The 21,293-nt window shown below is 63.0% G+C and carries 28 protein-coding genes and 3 pseudogenes; 8 read left to right on the plus strand and 23 right to left on the minus strand.

Annotation, left to right across the window (positions count from 1 at the left end):
* Positions 1–2: 2 nt before the first annotated feature.
* The 9 genes and pseudogenes from ahcY to L0A91_RS06805 all read right to left on the minus strand — a co-directional run bounded on the left by ahcY (position 3) and on the right by L0A91_RS06805 (position 6,224).
* Positions 3–1,458: pseudogene (ahcY, locus tag L0A91_RS06780) on the minus strand (adenosylhomocysteinase).
* A gap of 43 nt (positions 1,459–1,501) precedes the next feature.
* The gene (gene mtr, locus L0A91_RS06785) at positions 1,502–2,890 is read right to left on the minus strand and encodes a mycothione reductase (protein ID WP_311198076.1); all 1,389 of its coding nucleotides are present in this window, start codon (positions 2,888–2,890) and stop codon (positions 1,502–1,504) included.
* 47 nt (positions 2,891–2,937) lie between these two features.
* Entirely contained in the window at positions 2,938–3,195 is a 258-nt protein-coding gene (locus L0A91_RS18685; RefSeq protein WP_311198077.1) for an SIS domain-containing protein, read from the minus strand.
* Between the two features lie 252 nt (positions 3,196–3,447).
* Positions 3,448–3,930, minus strand: a complete 483-nt coding sequence (locus L0A91_RS18695) for a hypothetical protein (protein ID WP_311198079.1) — start codon at positions 3,928–3,930, stop codon at positions 3,448–3,450.
* Positions 3,906–4,217, minus strand: a complete 312-nt coding sequence (locus L0A91_RS18700; RefSeq protein ID WP_311198080.1) for a hypothetical protein — start codon at positions 4,215–4,217, stop codon at positions 3,906–3,908. Before L0A91_RS18700 ends, L0A91_RS18695 begins: the two co-directional genes overlap by 25 nt.
* A 9-nt stretch (positions 4,218–4,226) precedes the next feature.
* Complete coding sequence (locus tag L0A91_RS06795) at positions 4,227–4,433, minus strand: Trm112 family protein (RefSeq protein ID WP_235246338.1); 207 nt, start codon at positions 4,431–4,433, stop codon at positions 4,227–4,229.
* Positions 4,430–5,344: a hypothetical protein gene (locus L0A91_RS19735; protein WP_397333860.1), complete on the minus strand. Its 915-nt coding sequence runs from the start codon at positions 5,342–5,344 to the stop codon at positions 4,430–4,432. The genes L0A91_RS06795 and L0A91_RS19735 overlap by 4 nt, the downstream gene beginning before the upstream one ends.
* Positions 5,256–5,861 carry a hypothetical protein gene (locus tag L0A91_RS19740; protein ID WP_397333828.1) on the minus strand — a complete coding sequence of 202 codons (606 nt, stop codon included), beginning with the start codon at positions 5,859–5,861 and terminating at the stop codon, positions 5,256–5,258. The genes L0A91_RS19735 and L0A91_RS19740 overlap by 89 nt, the downstream gene beginning before the upstream one ends.
* Positions 5,862–5,871: 10 nt before the next feature.
* A pseudogene (locus tag L0A91_RS06805) lies at positions 5,872–6,224 on the minus strand (DUF3499 domain-containing protein).
* Between the two features lie 139 nt (positions 6,225–6,363).
* Here L0A91_RS06805 and L0A91_RS06810 point away from each other — a divergent pair.
* Positions 6,364–6,684: a metallopeptidase family protein gene (locus tag L0A91_RS06810; RefSeq protein ID WP_220122883.1), complete on the plus strand. Its 321-nt coding sequence runs from the start codon at positions 6,364–6,366 to the stop codon at positions 6,682–6,684.
* Between the two features lie 16 nt (positions 6,685–6,700).
* Here the strand turns inward: L0A91_RS06810 and L0A91_RS06815 are convergent, their stop codons facing one another.
* The 8 genes from L0A91_RS06815 to L0A91_RS06850 form a co-directional block, all read right to left on the minus strand.
* Positions 6,701–7,072, minus strand: coding sequence for a cupredoxin domain-containing protein (locus tag L0A91_RS06815; protein WP_235246339.1), 372 nt, complete (start codon positions 7,070–7,072; stop codon positions 6,701–6,703).
* Positions 7,060–7,605 carry a DUF5719 family protein gene (locus tag L0A91_RS06820; RefSeq protein ID WP_235246340.1) on the minus strand — a complete coding sequence of 182 codons (546 nt, stop codon included), beginning with the start codon at positions 7,603–7,605 and terminating at the stop codon, positions 7,060–7,062. Before L0A91_RS06820 ends, L0A91_RS06815 begins: the two co-directional genes overlap by 13 nt.
* Before the next feature lie 64 nt (positions 7,606–7,669).
* Positions 7,670–8,209, minus strand: coding sequence for a hypothetical protein (locus L0A91_RS06825; RefSeq protein WP_235246341.1), 540 nt, complete (start codon positions 8,207–8,209; stop codon positions 7,670–7,672).
* The gene (locus L0A91_RS06830) at positions 8,206–8,880 is read right to left on the minus strand and encodes a hypothetical protein (RefSeq protein ID WP_235246342.1); all 675 of its coding nucleotides are present in this window, start codon (positions 8,878–8,880) and stop codon (positions 8,206–8,208) included. Before L0A91_RS06830 ends, L0A91_RS06825 begins: the two co-directional genes overlap by 4 nt.
* Positions 8,881–9,067: 187 nt before the next feature.
* Positions 9,068–9,265 carry a hypothetical protein gene (locus L0A91_RS06835; RefSeq protein WP_235246344.1) on the minus strand — a complete coding sequence of 66 codons (198 nt, stop codon included), beginning with the start codon at positions 9,263–9,265 and terminating at the stop codon, positions 9,068–9,070.
* 32 nt (positions 9,266–9,297) lie between these two features.
* Complete coding sequence (locus tag L0A91_RS06840; RefSeq protein ID WP_235246345.1) at positions 9,298–10,326, minus strand: hypothetical protein; 1,029 nt, start codon at positions 10,324–10,326, stop codon at positions 9,298–9,300.
* The gene (locus tag L0A91_RS06845) at positions 10,305–11,327 is read right to left on the minus strand and encodes a glycosyltransferase family 2 protein (protein ID WP_235246346.1); all 1,023 of its coding nucleotides are present in this window, start codon (positions 11,325–11,327) and stop codon (positions 10,305–10,307) included. The genes L0A91_RS06840 and L0A91_RS06845 overlap by 22 nt, the downstream gene beginning before the upstream one ends.
* Before the next feature lie 23 nt (positions 11,328–11,350).
* Positions 11,351–11,650, minus strand: coding sequence for a WhiB family transcriptional regulator (locus L0A91_RS06850; RefSeq protein WP_235246347.1), 300 nt, complete (start codon positions 11,648–11,650; stop codon positions 11,351–11,353).
* 224 nt (positions 11,651–11,874) lie between these two features.
* On the opposite strand from L0A91_RS06850, the gene L0A91_RS18705 reads away from it, so the two are divergent.
* The 3 genes from L0A91_RS18705 (at position 11,875) to L0A91_RS06860 (ending at position 13,922) form a co-directional block, all read left to right on the plus strand.
* Positions 11,875–12,228 (plus strand): 2-phospho-L-lactate transferase CofD family protein, encoded by a 354-nt coding sequence (locus tag L0A91_RS18705; protein ID WP_311198081.1) that lies wholly within the window; start codon positions 11,875–11,877, stop codon positions 12,226–12,228.
* Entirely contained in the window at positions 12,177–12,797 is a 621-nt protein-coding gene (locus L0A91_RS18710) for a 2-phospho-L-lactate transferase CofD family protein (RefSeq protein ID WP_311198082.1), read from the plus strand. The genes L0A91_RS18705 and L0A91_RS18710 overlap by 52 nt, the downstream gene beginning before the upstream one ends.
* A gap of 171 nt (positions 12,798–12,968) precedes the next feature.
* Positions 12,969–13,922 carry a coenzyme F420-0:L-glutamate ligase gene (locus tag L0A91_RS06860; protein ID WP_235246348.1) on the plus strand — a complete coding sequence of 318 codons (954 nt, stop codon included), beginning with the start codon at positions 12,969–12,971 and terminating at the stop codon, positions 13,920–13,922.
* Here the strand turns inward: L0A91_RS06860 and L0A91_RS06865 are convergent.
* Together L0A91_RS06865 and L0A91_RS06870 are read right to left on the minus strand one after the other, a co-directional pair.
* Complete coding sequence (locus L0A91_RS06865) at positions 13,900–14,328, minus strand: DNA-3-methyladenine glycosylase (RefSeq protein WP_235246349.1); 429 nt, start codon at positions 14,326–14,328, stop codon at positions 13,900–13,902. The genes L0A91_RS06860 and L0A91_RS06865 overlap by 23 nt on opposite strands.
* 29 nt (positions 14,329–14,357) lie before the next feature.
* Entirely contained in the window at positions 14,358–14,633 is a 276-nt protein-coding gene (locus L0A91_RS06870) for a hypothetical protein (RefSeq protein ID WP_235246350.1), read from the minus strand.
* A 251-nt stretch (positions 14,634–14,884) separates the two neighbouring features.
* On the opposite strand from L0A91_RS06870, the gene L0A91_RS06875 reads away from it, so the two are divergent.
* The 3 genes and pseudogenes from L0A91_RS06875 to L0A91_RS06885 all read left to right on the plus strand — a co-directional run bounded on the left by L0A91_RS06875 (position 14,885) and on the right by L0A91_RS06885 (position 17,068).
* On the plus strand, positions 14,885–15,667 hold the full coding sequence (locus tag L0A91_RS06875; protein WP_235246352.1) for a TIGR03089 family protein: 783 nt from the start codon (positions 14,885–14,887) through the stop codon (positions 15,665–15,667).
* On the plus strand, positions 15,639–16,430 hold the full coding sequence (locus tag L0A91_RS06880) for a CoA transferase subunit A (RefSeq protein ID WP_235246353.1): 792 nt from the start codon (positions 15,639–15,641) through the stop codon (positions 16,428–16,430). Before L0A91_RS06875 ends, L0A91_RS06880 begins: the two co-directional genes overlap by 29 nt.
* A 3-nt stretch (positions 16,431–16,433) precedes the next feature.
* A pseudogene (locus L0A91_RS06885) lies at positions 16,434–17,068 on the plus strand (3-oxoacid CoA-transferase subunit B).
* Between the two features lie 34 nt (positions 17,069–17,102).
* Here L0A91_RS06885 and L0A91_RS06890 read toward each other — a convergent pair.
* Positions 17,103–18,047 carry a glycosyltransferase gene (locus tag L0A91_RS06890; RefSeq protein WP_235246354.1) on the minus strand — a complete coding sequence of 315 codons (945 nt, stop codon included), beginning with the start codon at positions 18,045–18,047 and terminating at the stop codon, positions 17,103–17,105.
* 76 nt (positions 18,048–18,123) lie between these two features.
* Between L0A91_RS06890 and L0A91_RS06895 the strand changes: the two genes are divergently transcribed.
* The gene (locus L0A91_RS06895) at positions 18,124–19,404 is read left to right on the plus strand and encodes an LCP family protein (RefSeq protein WP_235246355.1); all 1,281 of its coding nucleotides are present in this window, start codon (positions 18,124–18,126) and stop codon (positions 19,402–19,404) included.
* A 75-nt stretch (positions 19,405–19,479) separates the two neighbouring features.
* On the opposite strand, the gene L0A91_RS06900 is transcribed toward L0A91_RS06895, so the two are convergent.
* From L0A91_RS06900 to L0A91_RS06910, 3 genes are all read right to left on the minus strand, one after another.
* Positions 19,480–19,791, minus strand: coding sequence for a hypothetical protein (locus L0A91_RS06900; protein WP_235246356.1), 312 nt, complete (start codon positions 19,789–19,791; stop codon positions 19,480–19,482).
* A 352-nt stretch (positions 19,792–20,143) separates the two neighbouring features.
* Entirely contained in the window at positions 20,144–20,731 is a 588-nt protein-coding gene (locus L0A91_RS06905) for a DUF305 domain-containing protein (protein ID WP_235246357.1), read from the minus strand.
* A gap of 209 nt (positions 20,732–20,940) precedes the next feature.
* Positions 20,941–21,276, minus strand: a complete 336-nt coding sequence (locus L0A91_RS06910; protein ID WP_235246359.1) for a hypothetical protein — start codon at positions 21,274–21,276, stop codon at positions 20,941–20,943.
* Between the last annotated feature and the right edge of the window lie 17 nt (positions 21,277–21,293).

Below are 21,293 nucleotides of genomic sequence, written 5' to 3' on the forward strand. Positions count from 1 at the left end.
AATCAGTAACGGTAATGCTCCGGCTTGTAAGGTCCGGCAATGTCAAGACCAAGATACTCCGCCTGCTCCTTGGTGAGCTCCGTTAGGTTGGCTCCCAGCGCGGCGAGGTGCATCCGAGCAACCTCTTCGTCCAGGTGCTTTGGCAGCACGTGGACACCCAGTGGGTAGTCCTCCGGCTTGGTGAACAACTCAATCTGCGCCAACGTCTGGTTGGCAAATGAGTTGGACATCACGAAGCTGGGGTGGCCGGTGGCATTACCCAGTTCAGCAGTCGTCCTTCGGACAACACGATGATGGAACGCTCGCTGCGGCCGCTGTCGTCGGCGGGCAGCACCCACTCGTGCACCTGCGGCTCAATCTCAACGCGCTCGACGCCGGGGACCATAGCCAGGCCGGCCATGTCGATCTCGTTGTCGAAGTGGCCGATGTTGCCGACGATCGCCTTGTCCTTCATGTCGGTCATGTGCTCGGCCGTGATGACGTTCATGCAACCGGTCGTAGTGACAAAGAAATCTGCGGTGTCGAGCATGTCTTCCAACTGCACCACCTGGAAGCCCTCCATTGCAGCCTGAAGCGCACAAATGGGGTCGACCTCAGTGACCACCACGCGGGCGCCCTGGCCGGCCATCGCTTCGGCGCACCCTTGCCGACATCGCCATACCCGCAGATGACGACGGTCTTGCCGCCGATGAGGGTGTCGGTGGCACGGTTGATGCCGTCAATCAGGCTGTGGCGGGTGCCATACTTGTTGTCGAACTTCGACTTGGTGACGCTGTCGTTGACGTTGATCGCGGGGAACAGCAACTGACCCTGCTCGTGCAACTGGTAGAGGCGGTGCACACCAGTGGTGGTCTCTTCGGTGACGCCCAGAAGCGCATCGGCAGCCTGAGTCCACTTCTGTGGGTCGGTGGCTAGCGTGTCGCGGACCGTCGCCAAGATGACCTTGTATTCTTCGGCGTCGTCTTCAGCAGCTGAGGGAACGACACCAGCGGCTTCCCATTCCTTGCCCTTGTGGACCAGGAGGGTCGCGTCGCCCCCGTCATCCAAGATCATGTTGGCCGGACCCTGTGCTTCAGGCCAGGTGAGGATCTGCGTAGTGCACCACCAGTACTCCTGCAAGGTCTCGCCCTTCCAGGCGAAGACTGGGACACCCTGCAAGTCATCCGGCGTCCCGTTGGGGCCGACCACCATGGCTGCGGCCGCCTCATCCTGGGTGGAGAAGATGTTGCACGAAGCCCAACGCACCTCAGCGCCCAGCGCCGTCAGCGTCTCAATAAGCACAGCAGTCTGCACGGTCATGTGCAACGAGCCAGCGATGCGCGCACCGGCCAGTGGCTTGGAGTCGCCGTATTGCTCGCGCAACTGCATCAGACCAGGCATTTCGTGCTCGGCGAGGCGAATCTGGTGGCGCCCGGCCGGAGCCAAGGAGAGGTCTGCAACCTTGTAGTCAAACGACATGAAGAATCCTTGCTTGAGTCATCGTGCGGGTCAGGGTAAGCGATTAGTGAGCGTCGAACTCCAGCCCCAACAGGGCATTCTCCACTACTTCGCTGAGTGCGGGGTGAATCCAGTATTGGCCACGAGCCAACTCGTCAACAGGCTGGTCGAAGCTCATGGCCTGCAACAGCGGCTGAATCAGCGTTGAGGAGTGCGGGCCCATGAGGTGAGCGCCCAGCAACCTGCGGGTCTTTTTGTCGGCGATTAACTTCATAAAGCTGGTGGTGTCTTCCATCGCCCAGCCGTAAGCGGTGTCACCAAACTTTTGCACCTTGACGGTCACGTCAGGTGAGGTCCGGCGGGCTTGTGCCTCGGTTAAACCGACGGCCGCGATCTGTGGGTGCGTGAAGACGGCAGCAGGCACGGCGAAGTGATCAAACTTCTTCAGGTCATCGGGGTGGATCAGGTTATGAGCCACCGCACGCGCCTCGTTGTTGGCAACGTGCTTCAACTGATACTCCGAAGAAGCATCGCCGAGCGCCCAGACCCCAGCCACGTTGGTCCGGCCAAACTGGTCAAGCTGGACTCGGCCGTCATTGTGCGTCTTGATGCCAGCTGCGTCGAGGCCCAACTTTTCGGTGTTGGGAGCACGGCCCGTGGCCACGAGCAGCACGTCAGCCTCGATGGAGTCTCCCCCGTTGAGTTGCACGGCCACTCCGTTGTCGGTCATTTCGGCACCGGTGCAGACTGAGCTGAGTCGCACGTCCCAGGCATCCATCGCGATCTCGGTGAAGGCCTCGCTGACCTCTTCGTCCAACTGGCGCAAGAGTCGCTCGCCGCGGTTGACAACGGTGACTTTCACACCAAGCGCTGAAAACACGTGGGCAAACTCGGAAGCGATGTAGCCGCCGCCCAAGATGATCATTGACTCAGGCAGTGTCTCCATCCGCATCACCGTGTCGGATGTTTCGTAGTCGACACCGGAGGCAGTGATGGCGTCGGGAACGACTGCGTAGGCACCGGTGGCGATGACGACCTGGTCGCCACTGATCGTGGCGCTCTCACCATCTGGCAGGCCAGTGACCTCAAGGGTGCGCTCGTCCACGAAGGTGGCATGCCCGAGGTATGCGGTGGTGCCGGGGCCGTTTTGGCGGTAGTCCTTGCCACCCTCAGAAATGGGGTCGATGCGGCCGAAGATGCGATCGCGGATATCGCTCCAGCGAACCTTGTCCAGCGTGGCATCGATGCCGTATTTGCCAGCGTTGCGGATCGAGGTAGCGACCTCAGCGGCGTAGACATACATCTTGGTGGGGATGCATCCAACATTGAGGCAGGTGCCGCCAAAGACGCCCTTTTCAACGATGGCGACCTTCTTGCCTTCGAAGTCGGGGGTGACCAGCGAGTTGCCGGAGCCACTGCCGATGATGATCAGGTCGTAGTGCGAAGTAGTCACGTGTGTCAAGAGTACCCGCACGTGCTCAGAAGCGCCCGGGCGCCCCGTCAGCGAGTTCGGTCTCGCAGCTCGGCTACGTGGGTCGACACCGATGGGTCTAGCCCTAAGCCCAGCGCCAGGTAGGTCGACATGAAGTCAACGGTGGCGACATGGTCGGCCAACCGAACGATGGCCGCGCCAGGCTGGGGTTGACTGTGCACAACTTTCACCCCGGCCCTGCGGGCCGTCTCCAGGACCGCGTCCGTCAGGGCCTCGCGTTCCTCAGATTCGCGCGACGGCTGCTCGGCTGGCGCATCGCGCAGCATGAGCAGACCAAGGGTGGCGTGCCTGGCCCATCCAGATAAGGATCAGCGAATGGGTCGGGCGCGCCACGCGGGCCGTTCTGCCGCTCGGCAAGGTCGCCTTCTGGCTCGGCGAAGTGGTGCGGCTCCCAGCTGCTGGTGTCGATATCGGCAAGACGGATCCGCGAGTCGTCGTATGTGCCGGGGCGACGCCCGCCGATGGCGGTATACGGGCCGTCAAAGCATGCCACGATCTGGCTGGCGGCATCGGGCAATTCACCAAAGTTCGCAGGTATGCGGGCAGTCCGGGCCAGCATCGAACTCGCCCGAGAGGCCGCTACTCCCCCATCGGCCCATCCCCAAAACCACCGGGACCGTCTCAGCGAGTTGGACAGCCAACAACTTGGCCGGATTCATAAAGGTCTCTGACGTGGGGCGGAACATCTCTGCCCGTTCGTCCAGCCGATCAGCCACCTCGCCAATCGTTTCGGCGCTGCAGTCGAGCAGTCCCATCATGTCGGCGCCCACCAGCACGGGGACCAACAAACTCCACAGCGAGGTGCGGCTGTTGGTCCGGCCGCGCCCGACGGGGACGTGAATACCGCGAGCCCTGGCGGTGACCTCGGCCAACGGCGAGTCTGCTGCACCGACGGTGAACAACCTAGCGCCCCGGCGAGCCGCCTCATGCGCGACGGCCAGCGGGCCAGGAGCCCGGCCAGACAGCGACACCGCGATCACGAGATCCAGGGGCCAACCCAACCGGGCAACGGCACATTACGACGAATGTGCACCGGCACCGGTGACGACGGCTCAGCCAGCAACTCCAGCACATCAGCGACCAAGGCAGACCCGCCCAACGCAGCCACCAGCACTGAGCGTGGGCGATCGTCACTGGTGAGGCGTTCAACGCCAGCCTCATGCGCCAGCACTAGCGCTTCACGGGCTTGGGCACCAGCCGTTGCCAGCGCACGCAGCGTTGCTTGGGAGTCTTTGCGCGCTAACTCCTCTGGGTCATCCAGCAACGCGTCGTCAATAAATGGGGCCACAACACTCTCCTAGCGAGCTGAAATGGTGCTTTCGTCGGCCAACATCACCGGGATGCCGTCGCGCACCGGATAAGACCGTCGTTGGCCTTCGGTGGGGCAATCTTGCTCGCAGACCAAGATTGGCTCACCGGCGTCGTTGGTGTCGTCAAGAAGTTTGTGCTGCCCCACGGGGCACCGAAGGATGTCGCGGACCCAAGGATCAATTTGAGAAGTCACGAGGACACCGTACCCATTCGAATAACCTGCAGAATCTCGTCCCGGACCTGCTCCATCGTTGCCGTGTCCGCAGCCTCAACATTCAGCCGGACGAATGGCTCGGTGTTGCTTGGTCGCGCCGATGCCCACCACACGGTCGCGCCGGGTGCCGAATCAACAATCAAGCCGTCGGAGTTTTCCACTTCAAGGCCCGCTTCGGCAGCCCAGTCGGTAACCCGCGCTAACGTCTCGCTGACATCGGCGACGCCAGAGTTGATCTCTCCTGAGGCTTCGTACTTGTCGTACTGAGCGAGCAGGGCGGACAGCGGCTCAGACGAGGCTGCTAGGGCAGCCAGCACGTGCATACCGGCCAGCATGCCGGTGTCGGCGAACCAGAAGTCTCGGAAGTAATAGTGCCCGGAGTGCTCGCCACCAAAAATGGCATTGTGCTGCGCCATCTCGGCCTTGATGTAGGAGTGGCCAACGCGCGTTCGCACGGGTCGAGCACCAGCAGCAAGAATGGTTTCGGGCACTGAGCGCGAAGAAATCAGGTTGTGCACCACAGCAACCTCGCTGGCCGGAGTGCCCGCAGCGACGGCGCGCGCGATCTCGCGGTCGGCCACCAGGGCAGTGATGGTGCTGGCGCTGACGACTTCGCCGCGCTCGTCAATCACGAAGCATCGGTCGGCGTCACCATCAAAGGCTAGGCCCGCGTCGGCGGAGTGCTCGAGCACAGCCTTTTGCAGGTCGACGACGTTGGCTGGGTCCAGCGGGTTTGCCTCGTGGTTGGGAAAAGTGCCATCCAACTCGAAATACAGCGGGATCACTTCGACCGGCAAGTCTTCACCCAGCACGTGCGGCACGGTGTGACCTGCCATGCCATTGCCGGCGTCGACGACGACACGCAACGGTCGGCCGCCGCGCAGGTCCACAAGCGAGTGCAGGTGAGCAGCGTAGTCGCCCATGACGTCGGTATGCCGGAGCGTCCCCTTGTCGCCGCTGGTTGGCAGGAGTGCATTGAGCCACGCTCAAGCAGCCATTGGGCCAGGTCGCGCACTTCGGCCAGGCCAGTGTCGAGGGACACCGGTCGGGCTCCGGCCTGCACAGTTTGATGCCGTTGTAGGCGGCGGGGTTGTGGCTGGCGGTGAACATCGCTCCTGCCAAATCCATCGACCCGCTAGCGAAGTACAGGCCATCGGTCGATGTCAGGCCAATCATCGTGACGTCGACGCCCTGGTCCGCGGCACCCGCGGCGAAAGCCTCACTGAGCAATGGCGACGACTCGCGCATGTCATGGCCGACCACCATGGACTTAGCGCCTTCAGGCAAAACCACAACTTGAGCGAAAGCGGCCCCCAGGGCTGCACTAACGGTTTCGTTGAGTTGCTCGGGATACAGCCCACGGACGTCGTAAGCCTTGATGAAATCAGCCAGCTGCGGAGTCGACATACCCCGGAGTCTAGTTGTCGCGCAGGATGCGTAGGTGCCCTCGGCGGGGCCCATCGGTTGGCGGCATCGGCTCAGACTCCTGAACAGCCGCTGGCCGGTCGCGCCGCTCTCGGACAGCCTCAGCTAAGGCGACCAGGTCATCTGCCGGTGGTGCAGCGCCCTCTGGTGCTTCAATCCGGACGATGTCCCAGCCACGGGGGCTGTAGGGCGCCCCGCGTGGATAGTGCAGAGGTCGTATGAGTGGGGCTCGGCATAGGTGGCCAACGGACCCAGGACAGCAGTTTGCTCGGCATACACGTAGGTCAGCGTGGCGACAGCCGGGTGCCCGCAGGCGGTCCGGGAACACTGGCGGGAGATCGTCACGATCCCCCACTCTAGATCCCTTGGACCGCATCGCCGACCCACCACGCCGCAGCGTAGGGTTTGGTCTATGCAAGGGCACCAGCGAGACCGTCGCGGCAGGGGCATGAGGGGGCCTCTGGCCTGGCCTCCTGTGCCCTCCATGGTTTCTCGCTCGCGACGTTTCGACGAAACCGTCCTCGACGCGATTCATCGGGTAGCCCACCGGGCTCCCAAAGATGTCGTCCTGCCCGAGATCGCCGTTGAAGATGTTCCCCCATCAGACCCGGCGCCATGGGAAGACTCGGTGCCGTTGGGGCGGCTCTTTCCAGCTCAGGGGCATAACCAGGCTCGGCTCGTGATCTATCGCCGACCGGTGGAAGCAGCAGCCCGTTCCTGGCCCGAGACCGAGGCCGTCGTCTTGCACGTGGTCGCCGAGCAGATTGCTCAGATGGCTGGCATCGACCCAGAAGACCTGCTGTAAAGCACGTTAGGTCAGATCACGGCAGGTCAGGCCGGACCTGCGTTAACCCACGAGTCAGAGTGCTGCCACGCAACGGTGACGCGGCGATCAGGTCGCCCGTGTCGTCGCTAGCTCGCACGCTGAGCATGGATCGCACTCCGCCGTTGGCGCCGAACAGCCAGGACTGGTCATCAGCTGAGATTTCGACAGATACCGGTTGGCCTGCCGGGACGGTGATCTCTTCCACCGACACAACGCCGTCCTGGGCCACCCGCGCTAATGAGATTGAGCCATCGTCGGCATCGGTGGTCGCCATGTGCAACGTCCACGCCGAATTGCCATCGGCCAACGCGCGCACCGGAACGCCCAGCGCGCCATCAAACTCGGGCGCTGCGCTCAGCCAGGCCAACCCGGTCTCGTCGTCTTCACCTGGCGCAGTCCGCACTTGCGCTGCTGCCACGGCCGGCACATCGCTGGTGACCTGGAGGAGTATGTCCCACTCGGCAGATCAGCGAGCGAAATATCCTCAACGTGCTCGCCCTCGACGACTGTCACGTCTTGTTGCAACTCGACTTGGCCGTCAGCACTGAAGGCGCTCACGGTCACGATGCCGCTGTCCGCGCCCGGAACTGCCACCCGCAGGGATGCCCCAGCCGCGTCCTCGCGAATCACGACACCGGGGATAAGTTGCTCCAGCGCAGGCTCTGGGGCCGATCCGAGGGTTTCCAGACCGGCACCGGTCGTGCCGTCCATCCATCGGTCCCCCAAGTAGGCCGCAATCTCACCCGACGTTGCTTGCACGCGAACTACCGGACTCGATTGGCCAGGAGCGATAGCGTCCAACAGCACGATGGCCCGATCATTGCCCGGAACGACCACACCTTGGCTGCTGGTGCTCGAAGCCAGGCCATCGACGCCATAGACGGAAATGTCCACGGTCACTGGGTCAGCGGAGGGTTGACCAAAACCAGGCGCTCCAACCGGGCTGGTTCACCGCCCCCACCGATCAGCCAGTGTTCAGTCGCCGCTTCGCCGCATTGCATGACTTCGAGTCCACGGCGCCCCTCGGTAAAGGCCAGTGTGATTGCCACGTAGAAATGCCCGGGGAAAGTGCCCCGGTGGCCTTCACGAGCGCGCCTTGCGGGCCGTCGATCAACAGTTCAATTCGATCCGCGGCGTCCGTTCCGGTCACCGTCTCGGCAGACTCAGGCACATCTTGAATCGCAACCTCCGAAGCGCCCTGCGCCTGCTCCAGCACGATGCCGGGGATTGCCTCGGCCGGTGGGTGGATCGCTTCTACGCGCACGGTCTGTTCTTGCTCGGGCACAACGGCATTTTCTAAGCCCTGCTGCTGGGGCCCTGGACAAATGAGTTGGGCTGCACCGACCGGCTGGACTGAGACTGAAGTCTGTTCAGTCGTGGTTGCAGGGTCAGCCGCTTGGACGCCCCAGGACAGGTCCTGCGGAATCTGGCTACTTGCAGCAACGACAGCAGCCAGGGCTAGGCACGCAGCGGCAGCGGGCATCCAACCTTTTGAGCGCGTCATGACTTCCTCCCGTTGCGGGCCGACCCCAGCGGAAGCGCGAAGAACAAGACGAAGACAGCGGCCACCCCGGTCCCGATCCACCACCATTCATGAAGCACTGGCAGCGAAATGGCGACCTTTTCCGCGCCTTGCGGCACCTCATAGGTCAGCGGCCAGGTGGCCGCGTCCGGCGACAGAGACACGCCATCGGCGGTCACCGTTGCAGCAGACTGCCAACCGTTGCCTTCCGAAACCACCACCGTGGCGGCTGAAGTTGGCAGGTCAGTCTGCGCGACCTCAGAGTGTCCACCGGTGATGGCCAAAGGCGCCAATTCGGCGCCAGAGGCGTCAAAGACCCGTGCCCGAGCGGCCGCTGGAATGTCTGCGTTGGCTACCACCCGCCACAGCACTTCACCGGGAGGCGCCGTAATTCTGGTCAAGCCTTCGATCTGGTCCAACTGGACGACGAGGGGATGGTCCTGCTCTGCCTTGACGCTAATGAAGCCGACGGCGAGGTCTGCTAAGGCCCCATTAGAGAGCGTGCCGCTAGCAATGGCGTCTGCCTGGGCGTCCACCAGGTCACCGACCCGGCTTTGCAAGTTCGCGTCATTGACAGCCTGAGCTTCGAGGCTTTCACCTACTCGGTCACGCAGCCACGGACCTGTTTCTTGCCCCTGCAACCCGTATCCCACGACGTACGCGTCTTGGGGACCGGAGGGGTTAGTTGCAAATACCGAGCCGCGTCGCTGCTGTTGATCTGCTCAGCAACAATCGGCGACACAGCCGGCTCAGCCAACTCCAAGCTGGAAGGTGGAGTCACTGCGCGCCAGAGCAAAGGGCACCGATAGCAATACCTGCGACACCGAGCAGCACCGAGCCCTAGGAGCGGGCGCTGAACAGCGTTGGAGCATCGACCGCTGAGCCTCGTCGCTCCAGCACGGCATCTGCCCCTGCTGCAGCTGCTGGGCCGATACACGCTCCGGCCAAGCTCAAGATGGTGCCGGGCCAGGCAGTGACGACCTCGCCCGCATCGCTATAGCCAGCAGGCGCCAGCGTCAGCCCCACTCGAGTCACCAAGACCGCGGTGAGTAAACCAAGGGCGGCGGCCGTTAAAGTAGGGCGGCACGTCGTTGATGGCGGCCCACCATGACGACGCCCACGACCGCGAGCAGCCAGGCAGGCACGGTCCACCACATGATGAAAGACACCGGTCCGCCGGGATGCATCAGTGCCATCTCCCAGCCAGCCGGAGCCATATCAACCGACGTGGCTCCCGCACCCCCAGCCAGCAAACCCGGATTTCCCCATGCAGCTAGAACGGCCGGGCCAGCCAGCGCTATAGGCACCAGCAGCACGACCAAGGATCGCAATTTTGCTCGGCCAGGCGCCCCCACCAGCAGTGCCACCGAGGCCAAGACCGCGAAGGCCAGCACGCCGGGCACAAACCAGACGGCAATGGAGATCGACAAAGCAGCGCCAAAGGCGGCAGACGTGCCACGAGGACCACTAGACCGGCTGATCGCCACAATGATTCCCGCCACCATCAGCGGAGCGAGCACGTGAACCACGACAGGCCCCAGGCGTCCCTGCCCGATGCCCACGGCGAGCGGACTCAAACTGGCCCAGGCCAGCCCCATAAGCGCCCGGACTCCGCGCCGTGACGTCGTCACTCGTGCTGCCCAGTAGGCGCTGAGGACTGATAGCGGGATCGACGCGAAGAGCACCCACGTTGTAGCCACAGCCAGTGATTGCGACGAGGAAACACCGATGGGCAGGGCTGTGATCACCCAAGCCACTGCACTCATCGGCAGCACCCAGAGGGCTTCTGGTCCGCTAGTGCCCAACCCTTGACCGGTCCAGCCACGTGACCACGCCTGCCAGCCCTGATCAAACCCACCGGCGACCGGCAGCAGTTCAGCGCCGGAGACCCCCGATCCGCTCAATCCGCCGAGAAGGTCGCGCCAACTGAGGAGGCCCGCGATTGCGCTGACGATGATGGCGGTGACTAGCCAGCCACTCCACCAATGCCGTTTGCCTTCGACGCTGTCGTCAATGCCGACGGCTTCGTCAGCAACCGGCCCGGTCTCAACGGGGCCGCGCTGTGCCGGTGCCTCGGCTACGCGTTCTTCGTCAGGCAAGATCGCCTCTTGTGCCGTGTCGACGGCGGAGCGCCACCCCGCGGCGGTGCTGGCGAAAAGGCTTTGAGGTCGCGGTCACTCACCACTCGCTTGCCACGGAAGCGCCAACGAGCGCCCCATCGAGGGCCAGGGTTGAGCGCAGCACGTACATCAGCAAACTCACCTGCGGCGGCCCCGCCTCGACGGACCAGCAAGAACCCCAGGGCGGCAAGCAACCCGGTCACGATCATTCGCAAGGTGAACCAGATCGAGCGCCACCAAGCCGTCCGGGCCAAAGCGACCTGCCGCAGATGCCGTCGGTGCCAGCGCGGGTGCTCACGGCCCAAACCAACCAAGCCTTGAACAACCACAGCGCCGGGCGCGACAACCACCCGGTGGCCGCGCAGGTGCGAACGCCATGACACGTCGACGCCCTCGGTGCCGAAGGAAAAGGCCGGGTCCAGCCCGCCAATATCTTCGAGCACATCAGATCGAATCAGCATGCCTGGAATCGGCACACCCAGAACATCATTGCGTGAGTCCCATTGCCCCTGATCGACCATGTCGGGAGCATCGGCTTCAACTTCCCGGCCGGTCTGGGTCAGGTGGTGGCCCACTCCGACGAGCACTCGCTCGTCAGTGTCCCGGACCAACTTAGGACCGACGACACCAACCTTGGACGAGCGTCGTGCGGCTTCGGTCAGAGCGCGCAGAGCCCCCGGCGTTGGCAAGGAGTCGTCATGCAGGATCCACACCCAGCGATCCACGTCTGGCTCGATCTTGGCACGAGCCGAATTGATGGCCGCAGCAACGCTGTCCCCCGCCTCCGGCACCAACACGAGATCGACTTCGTGATCGAAAACCGGGTGCTGGGTTGCTCGCTCAACCTCCGGCGACTCGGCACTCAGTCCGGTCACAATGACGCGGTCCAATCGGTCCGTGTCGGGGACCAAAGTGTCCAAAATTTCGTCGATTTCGGGACCGCCAGCATGGGTCAGCAGGAGGACGTTGACCGATGCCACGGTCGCTCGAGACGAAGCAGGGCTCACGAACGTGGAAGAAATCGAAAACTCAGACCGCGCGCTTCTTTAGGTTTGCGACGCTCGCGCTCTGACAGCCCACCCCAAATACCGAACCGCTCGTCGTTCTCTAGTGCGTATTCAAGGCACTCAGAACGGACCTCGCAGCCCACGCATACCTTCTTGGCTTCCCGAGTTGACCCACCCTTTTCGGGGAAAAATGCCTCGGGGTCAGTCTGAGCGCACAACGCTCGTTCTTGCCACGAGGGCTCCTCAACGGACTCATCTTCCGTGTTGAGCAATGTCAAAATATCTAGTTCGTGCATGGCTCCTCCTCAACCTAGCTCGCACCGCAACGCACGTCTTCACTGACCAGGGCATAATTGCAACACTTGAATTACACGCGTGTCATCCCCGTTAGTCAACAGTAAATCTGCTATCCGCGCATCTTGGCTACTCAGGGGTAGGACGTGGTAGGGGTCAACCCACTGGCGCCGTAGGACGATTTGGCGGTGGCTAAAGCGCGCCGCAAACAGGTGACAATGGGCTCATGCGAATCACGGCTTTAAGCGGCGGCGTTGGTGGTGCCCGGTTCCTTCGGGGCCTAGTCAAGCACCTGGATTCTCGGGACTCAGATGAGCCACACGAGCTGACGGTTATTGGTAACACCGGAGACGACATCACTCTGTTTGGCCTGCGTGTTTGCCCAGATCTTGACTCTGTTCTCTACACCCTGGGCGGTGGGGTCAATGAGTCGCAGGGGTGGGGGCGCGAGGATGAGAGTTTTGCCGTCAAGCCGAACTCAAAGCCTTGGCCGTCGAGCCACAGTGGTTCGGTCTGGGCGATCGAGATATGGGCACCCACATTGCACGCAGTCTGTGGCTTGGTCAGGGGCAAACCCTGACCGATGTAACCGCCAAACTGGCCCGTCGCTGGGGACTACCAGAGCAAGGCGTGACCTTGCTGCCTGCGACCAACACTCCGATCGAAACACACGTGGTGATCGCGGACCCCGATAGTGATGACCCCACGGCGGAGCGGGCCGTGCACTTCCAGGAGTGGTGGGTTCGGATGCAGGCCAAAACCGAGGCCAAGCGGTTCACGGTCGCTGGCATGGGCCAGGCTATCCCCGCTCCCGGCGTGTTGGAAGCAATTCGCAACGCGGATCTCGTGATCTTGCCGCCCAGCAACCCGGTCGTCTCGATCGGCATCATTCTGGGCATCCCCGGCGTCCGTGACGCTTTGCGTGGCACCCGGGCTCCTGTCGTAGGTGTCAGCCCAATCATTGGCGGTGCTCCGGTGCGCGGCCATGCCGACGCTTGTCTGCGTCCGTTGGGTGTGCCAGTCAGCGCCGCCGGGGTCGCTGGTCTCTATGTCGACTTCCTCAATGGCTGGCTGGTTGACGATGTGGACTCAGACATTGCCATTCCCTCAGGCCCACATCGGATCACTCACCGATCTCAGCCCTGCTGATGAGTGACACCGGCGCGGCGAGTGTCATTGCTGGTGGCGCGGTTGAGTTGGGTCTTGACCTGATGCAGGCGCGGACCGCTCCGTGAGCGAACCCGCCGCCCCGGGGATTGTCACGATCTACCCCTTGCCCGGTATGCCGGAACTCACTACCCGGCACCACCTGGGGGCGAGTTGCGCCTGGCTCTCGAGCGCAACGAAGTCGGGCTTGTTGACGGCGATGTCCTCGTCATCTCCAGCAAGGTGATCTCTAAGAACAGCGGGCTGACCGCTCCGGCTAGCGAGCGTGATCAGGCGATCGGTGAGGCCACTGTCCGAGTCGTTGCTGAGCGTCGAACCGCCACCGGAATGGCGCAGATCGTTGAGTCTGCCGCGGGACCGGTCATGGCAGCGGCTGGCGTTGATGCATCCAACACCGGCCGAGACAACATCATCTTGATGCTGCCGACCGACCCCGACCTAGCCGCCCGCACCATCTATGCAGAACTGCTCAGCGCATACTCGCCCCAGCCGTTGCCCCGGATCGGCATTGTCGTCACGGACACCGCTGGGCGACCGTGGCGCGTTGGCCAGACCGACATAGCCATCGGATCGTGTGCGCTCAACACTCTCGATGACCTGTCTGGCGAGGTGGACGTCGATGGCCGAGCGCTCGCCGTCACCGCCCGAGCGGTTGCTGATCAAATCGCAGCAGCAGCCGATCTGGTCAAGGGCAAGACGTGGGCCACGCCAGCAGCCGTGCTCCGCGGCCTGCCCGACGGCACTGTTGCCAGCCCAGGCGTCGCGGGAGCTAGCCACTTGGTCCGCACGGGGCCCGGTGATTGGTTTGCCCTCGGCAGTGTTGAAGCGGTGCGCAGTGCTCTCGGAGCCCATCCCGGCAGCGGGGCAGCACACGAGGTAGGCGTGCCCACTGCCGCCCCGGAGGACGCCGAAGTTCGTGTCGCGAGAGCTATCAAACTTGCTCTCCTGGGCTGTCCGTCGTCGATAACCGCCGAGCAGGTCGCCAGCGACCATTTAAGGCAGGTGTGCACCGTGAGCGGAGCGGATGACTTCCAGCGGGGCCGTCTATCCGCTCGCCTCGAAGTAGCACTCGCCTCCGAGCGGCTTATCTCCTGGAGCGTCGAATAGGAATGTGTCCGCGCGGGCTCATCCGTGCTCCATGACGCGGGCGTTGCAGGCCCGCGAGCGCCAGCAACCGCTGCACGCGATAACGGTGTGGTGCGTATGGGGCGAGCACCTCAACTAGTCCTTGGTCATCAACCTCGCGGCCAGTCAAAGCCCACCCGATGTTCTTGGCTACGTGATAATCGCCAAAGCTCACGGCATCGGCATCGCCTAAGGCCCGCTGGGCAGTTTCAGCCGCAGTCCACACCCCGATGCCCGGCACAGCCATCAGCCGGCGGCGCGCTTGCGGCAACGCAAGATCTGCAGTTTCGGCCAATCGAGCAGCCCTGCTCAAGACTCCAGCGATGGTGTCCGCTCGGGTGGGGCTAATCCCCAACTGCAGCCACTCCCACGAGGGGATCGCGCGCATAGCTGCGACATCCGGTTGCACCCGCAGGCCTATGTCCGCTCCTGGCCCGGGCGCCACGGTGCCCCAAGAAGCACCAGTTGGCGGAATCCGGCGAAGGCCTCTTGACCGGTGACCTTCTGCTCGATAATCGCTGGCACGAGTGACTCCATCACGAGCCCAGTGCGCGAAACACGCCACCCTGGGTGTGCCTTGAGGGCCTGACGCAACAGGGGATGGGAGGCGTCGAAGTCCTCCAGGTGGTCGCGCGCGCCCAACATGTCCGGTAGTGCATCGAGGGTCCACTCCACCCCAATGCTGGTCCCCACGCTCGCGCTGACACGGCTTCCTGGTTTCGATTGACGCTCACTGCCAGGGTGACTGGGCCACCGGGAGTGCGCACGCCCCGCCACAAGGTGCCTGCGCACATACGCCAGGTTGGATCGCCGCCACCTCGGTGCAGCGGACCCCAGGTAGCTACCACGTCAACGGGTCGACCGGCCACCCAACGACGCTGATTGACGACCACTTCTGACATTGCCCCAGCGTAAGCCTGCCCCAGTGCCGTAGATTGTGCTGCGTGTTAACACCTGCTGACGTTGTGGCTCGCCTCCTGAGCGAGGATGCCACCCAACCCGCCTTGACCTACTACGACGACACCGATGGGCCTACGGCAGGTGAACGCATCGAGTTGTCCCGCAAGGTCTTCAACACTTGGGTCTGCAAGGCAGCCAACGCCCTCCAGGAAGGTTTTGACGTCTCCCCCGGATCCGTTGTCTGGTTGCAACTGCCGGCTCCGCATTGGCGGTTGGCCTACTGGGCCTTCGCCACGTGGGCCGTTGGAGCCACCGTCTCCCTCGATGGCCATGAAGGCGCTGACGTGCTGATCACCACGGACCCCGACTCTGAGTCGGCCCAAGATGCAGACGAGGTCATCGCCGTGTCGCTGGCTGCGTTGGCTCGCAAGTTCGACGGCAATCTGCGCTCAGGCGTCATGGACGAAGCGCACGAAATCTCCTCCTATGGCGACGACTTCACCGCCTGGGATGAGCCAGAAGAAGACACCAATGCGTTGGACGCCCGCGACGACAACACCACCTACGCCGACCTGATCCCGACGACCCGGTGGGCGGGGCCGCCCGCACGTTGGTCACCACGACCGACCCCCACGAGTTCCTCAACCAACTGCTGCAGGTATGGGGCGCTGGCGGCTCCGTCGTCATGGTCCGGGGCGGCAACCCGTCGGTCGACGACGAACGCATGCAGACCGAAGGGGTCACGGCTCACGCGTAATCGCGAGCAGCCTGGTCACCTAGGAGGGATATGGTGCCCGCATGGACAAAGTTGTCGATACTGCTGCTGAAGCCGTCGAGGGAATCGTCGACGGCATGACTCTGGCCGTGGGCGGGTTTGGCCTGTCGGGCATCCCGTCGGTGCTGATCGCCGAAGTGCTCGCCAAAGGCAGCACCGACCTGGAAGTGGTCTCCAATAACTGCGGGGTCGACGACTGGGGGCTGGGATTGCTGCTTAACGAGGGCAGGATCCGCCGGATCATTGCTTCGTACGTGGGGGAAAACAAAGAGTTCGCCCGTCAGTATCTAGCCGGGGAGCTTGAGGTTGAGTTGACCCCGCAGGGCACGTTGGCCGAAAAGTTACGCGCTGGCGGTTCGGGCATCCCCGCGTTCTTCACCGCGACCGGGGTCGGCAGCCAAGTCTCCGAGGGCGGGATGCCGTGGCGCTATGACAGCGAGGGCAATGTCGCGCTCGCTTCACCATCCAAGGAAACTCGCGACTTCACCGTCTCGGGGCAGACCAGGCCCTACGTGCTTGAGGAATCCATCACCGCCGACTTCGGTTTGATTCGCGCCTGGAAGGGCGACCGCCACGGCAACTTGGTCTTCCGCGCCAGCGCTCGCAACTTCAACCCGCTGTGTGCCATGTCTGGCAAGGTCAGCGTCGCCGAGGTCGAGGAGTTGGTCGAGCCAGGTGAGTTGGCACCCGATGACATCCACCTTCCTGGCATCTACGTGCAACGCGTCTTGGAGCTCACCGCGCAGCAAGCGAAGGAAAAACGGATCGAGAAACGCACGGTCACACCCGCGGATGAATCCACCCAGGAAGGCTGAACCATGGCTCTGAATCGTGAAGAGATGGCGGCCCGGGCAGCCAGCGAACTATCCGATGGCGACTACGTCAATCTGGGGATCGGCCTTCCTACTTTGGTGCCGAACTATGTCGCTGACGACGTCGAACTCGTGCTGCAATCCGAGAACGGCATTTTGGGAGTTGGCCGGTATCCCGTTGAGGGCCAAGAGCATGCCGATCTGATCAATGCTGGCAAGGAAACGGTCACGGTGCGTGCAGGCGCCTCGTTTTTCGACTCCGCCATGAGTTTTGGGATGATTCGCGGCGGCAAAGTGGACGCCGCGATCCTGGGCGCGATGCAGGTCTCCACGGCCGGAGACATCGCCAACTGGATGATCCCCGGCAAGATGGTCAAGGGCATGGGCGGCGCGATGGACCTCGTGCACGGCGCCAAAAAGTCATCGTCCTGATGGAGCACACGGCCAAGGACGGGTCGTTCAAGATCGTCAACGAGTGCTCACTGCCCATCACCGGGTTGCGCGTCGTTCAGCGGATCATCACCGATCTCGCCGTCATTGATGTGACTGATGACGGACTGGTGCTGCAAGAGGTCGCCCCTGGCGTTTCCGTCGATGAGGTTATCGCCAAGACCGAGCCGCCGCTTCGCATCAACGTCTAGCGTTTGAGTCCGCGCAAGAAACCGGTGCCCCAACTCATGTGCATGGTCGCCAAAGCCGCCGGCACGCGAAGGCGCACCGGCAGCGACTCCCCTCGCTGATAGCGATACCGCCAACAGTGACCGCAGCGCCATAGATCGCTGGCACTAGGGCTGCGGGCCGCCACCAGAGCGCACCAGCCGTGCCAGCCGCAATCGCGAGCACGGCTGCTGGCGGCGCCAGGTAGCGCACGTTGAGGGCACTGGTGTCTTCTTCGGCCAATCGCCGACGCCACTGGCCCGTGCTGTGGAACTGCCGGGCCAGCGCCCGCATACTGCCTCGGGGGCGGTAAATAGTGCGTAGCTCTGGGGTGAACCACACCACCCCACCGGCGTTGCGTAGGCGTTGATTCAACTCCCAGTCCTGCGCTCGATCTAGCGTCGGGTCCCAGCCACCGACGCGATCGATCCAGTCCCGCTGAAAGAGGCCGGGAAACACGGTCTCCGCTGGTCCAGCGTCGCCGCCGACGCGGAAGCTTGCCCCACCCATACCCAGTGGCGACGACATGGCTATGCCGATCGCTTTTTGTGTCGCGGTCGAACCTTCCGGCCGAGCGACGCCGCCAACATTGACGGCATCCGTCTCTCGCAAGACCCGCACGGCCGTGCTCAGGTAGTCGGTGCCCTCGATCAGATTGTGCCCGTCAATCCGAGCGATCAGTCCGTGCTTCGCGTGCGCGAGAGCGATATTGAGGCCATCCGGGGTGCGTCCCGACGGGTTGGGCACCACCGTGATCCGCTGGTCCTGGCCCGGGAGACCGGCGGCAAAATCCTCGGTGCCGTCGCTGCTGGGGCCAACTGCGATGACCACTTCGACGTCACCGGCGTATTCCTGATCAAGCACGGATTGCAGGCAGCCACCCAAGTGCTCCATCTCGTTGCGCACGGTCATAATCACCGACACAGGAGGAAACTCAGGGCTACTTTCTGCTGTTTCAGGCACGTGGGCAGGCTACCGCCTCGGCCCACTTCGGCATGGCGGCACACGCTTATCAGGCTCCGGGCCTAATGTGGATGCCGTGCCGCACAACCCTGAAGACGACTGGACCAGGCCCATCCCGCGCTCCCGCAGGGGTGAGCCGATTGATGATTGGGAAATGCCGGCGAAGCGCCGCACGCCTCCCGCTGACCAGTGGGACGAGGGCGGTTGGGTTGAGCCTCGTGGTCGCCGCGAAGCCCCTCGGGATCTGCCAACCGACCGCCAAGTCCAAGGTGAGCGTGCTGCCTACCGGTCCAACGAGCAGCGTCGACCAGCAGGTCAGCGTGCGGGTGGGCAAGGCCCCGGTGGAGCGGGTCCACGACCGCCCTCGAGGCCAAGGCCCCCGGGTCCGCCACCACGTCGGCCTCGCTACAAACTTCGTCGGTTCCTCGTGGTGTTCGGCATCTTGGTTCTCGCCTATGTCGTCGCGATGATTTGGGCGATCGGTGCTAGTTGGGGAGCTATCGGTCGCGTCGACGCCACTCCTGACACTCCCAGCCCCGGGGATGCCTCGGGCAAGAACATCTTGATGATCGGCACAGACAGCCGAGATGACCTCACCGATGAGGAACGGGCAGAGCTCAAGACCGGTGCCGTTGAGGGCGCACGAGCCGACACGATCATGCTGCTGCACCTGCCTGACGGTGGTGGCGAGCCAATGCTGGTGTCGCTCCCCCGCGACTCTTATGTCGAGATCCCCGGCTTTGGTTTCAGCAAGATCAACGCGGCGTATGCCGATGGCGGCGCTCCGTTGATGGTCGCCACGGTCGAACAAGCCACTGGCCTCCCGATCGATGGATATCTCGAGGTTGGCTTCGATGGATTCGTCGATGTTGTCGCGGCTGTTGGCGGCGTCGAAATGTGCCTGGATGAGCCGATCGTTGAAGAACGAAGCGACTTGGATCTGCCCGCTGGCTGCCAGGAGTTGGAAGGCAAGGACGCCCTCAACTACGTCCGGATGCGCTATGCCGATCCTCGTGGTGACCTCGGCCGAGTCGAGCGCCAGCGCGAGTTCCTGTCCAGCTTGGTCAACAAGATGACTGGGCCAGGCACCCTCTTCGTGCCGTGGAACCTGCACGACGCAGGCACCGCCACCGGCAGCTCGTTGACCATAGGTGACGACACCTCGATGCTGGATATGTACGGCGCCATGCAGGGTATGCGTTCCATCTCCAACGGCGATGGCATGTCCGTCACGGTGCCGATTGCTGATGCCAACTACTCGACGGCCGCCGGTTCGTCGGTGTTGTGGGATGAGGCTGGTGCAGCTGAGTTGTTCAACGCTCTGCGCACCGACTCGCCGTTGACCATCGAGCCGTAAGCAACCGAAAAGGCGCCCTGCCCCACCGCATACTGCGGCTTGGGTCAGGGCGCTTCTTCGTCTGGAGCGCCAGTCTCACAACTCCTGAATGACGATGTCGGTCTCTCCGACCAGGATCACTTCAACCTGGCCTTGGGGCGTGAGGCCGGCCGCCATGGCTTGAACTGGTCCAGTGACGTCGCTTTCTTCATCCCAGGTAGCGCCACGATCTCGTGACACGTGGATGGCCCCACCTTCGGCGATGCCGACGACTTTCGTGTCGTCGGCCCAATCGATCAGCACCAACTTGGGTGCCGCAGACAAAGTCGTCCACGATTCACCTTGATCAGCGGTGGCGATGACCCCGGCCTGCGCAGTCGCCAGAAGGGTGGGAGATACCGGGTTCAATGTCAGGTCGATCAGACCCTCCGGTGTACTCGATCAATCCCATCGGTTCCGGGAAATCCGAATTTTCTCCTGGGTGCCCTGAGGCCCGCACGGTGGTTTCATCAACGGCAGAGAAGCCCATCAAGTCCATCACCGGCCCAGACTGCGTGAGCTCAACGTCCTTTAGACCCAGAGCCCGTCATGGGGGCCCACCAAGATGGGCCCACCTGGCTCCGGCCGATCTACTGAGTGCACATGTGTCTGGTCGAGCGTCACAATGGTTTCGCTGGCGCCGGATGAGTCCTCGCTTGCGGATGACGAGTAGCCAGCAAGCAGCACCAAGCCGCACTCAGCGAGAACCACGCCCTGGGCCTCATTCCAGCATCCCTTCCATCTGCGTGATCTCGGCCTGCTGCGCCTCAATGATCTCGCCGGCCAAGTCGATAGCCTCCTGGCTCGCACCATTTTCCTGCTCGGCCTGCGACATGGTGATCGCGCCTTCATGGTGCACGATCATCATCTCTAGCCATGCGGTGTCGAATTCCTGACCCTGCGCACCCATGAGCGATTGCATGTCGTCGGGGCCCATCATGCCGCCCGAGCCCATGTCATCCATGTTCATGCTCATGGGCTCATCAACGCCCCAGTCACTGAGCCACTGAGTCATGGTTTCGATCTCGGGGCTCTGGGCGTCCCGAATTTGCTCAGCGAGTTCCACGACCTCGGGACCACCCCGATCGAAGGCTAACTCCGACATCATCACGGCCTGCTTGTGGTGCGGGATCATCTGCGAGGCGAACTCGACGTCAGCATCGTTGAAAGTTGTGGCAGCCTCTTGCGACGTTTGCTCACTGGACGTGTCGTTGGTCATCGATTCTGAATCGCCACCACCACAGGCCGACAGAGCGAGCGCTCCGGCCAGGACGAGTGCGGGCAGCGGGAAATTGCGGTTGATCTTCATGAATTGCTCCTGCGTTGAGGGGGAAATAGACCGTCGCCGACAGAACCGTTGAGCTCTGGCAGGCAGGGAATGTCTAAGTCCGCATCACGCACAAGACATGGAGATCTGGTTGCCTTTTGAGGGTCGACAAGGGTGTTGGTCGGCTCTCAATTGACCAGCGACTGGGGGCAAATCGGCCCCAGGTTGGCCTGCCCCAAGGAGCAAGTGAGCTAGCAGGCAGGCAAAGCGAGAATCGCCAAACATGCCTGAGCAAAGTCCGCGCCCAACCCAGGGTCGTGCTCGCTGGGATCTGCGCCGGGTCCGCTCGCAAGTGACGCTTGCGCTGCTGTTGGGCCCGCCGACTCCAGCCCTGCCAGCGGCACGTCGATTGTTGTAGAGATCGTGATGGTGTGCCCTGGCACCGGGTGAACAGGAGATTGGGTATGCACGTCGTGGCTTGAGGTGATGCCGTGCATCAACAGGATGGACACGACCAACGCAGCCAGGCACAACACCCGAGACCAGGCGAGCCGAGATGTCGGTTTGGGCGACAACACAGTGAACATCCAGCCTCCTTCGCGGT

It is taken from the genome of Ornithinimicrobium sp. INDO-MA30-4 (assembly GCF_021535045.1).
Lineage (GTDB): Bacteria > Actinomycetota > Actinomycetes > Actinomycetales > Dermatophilaceae > Ornithinicoccus.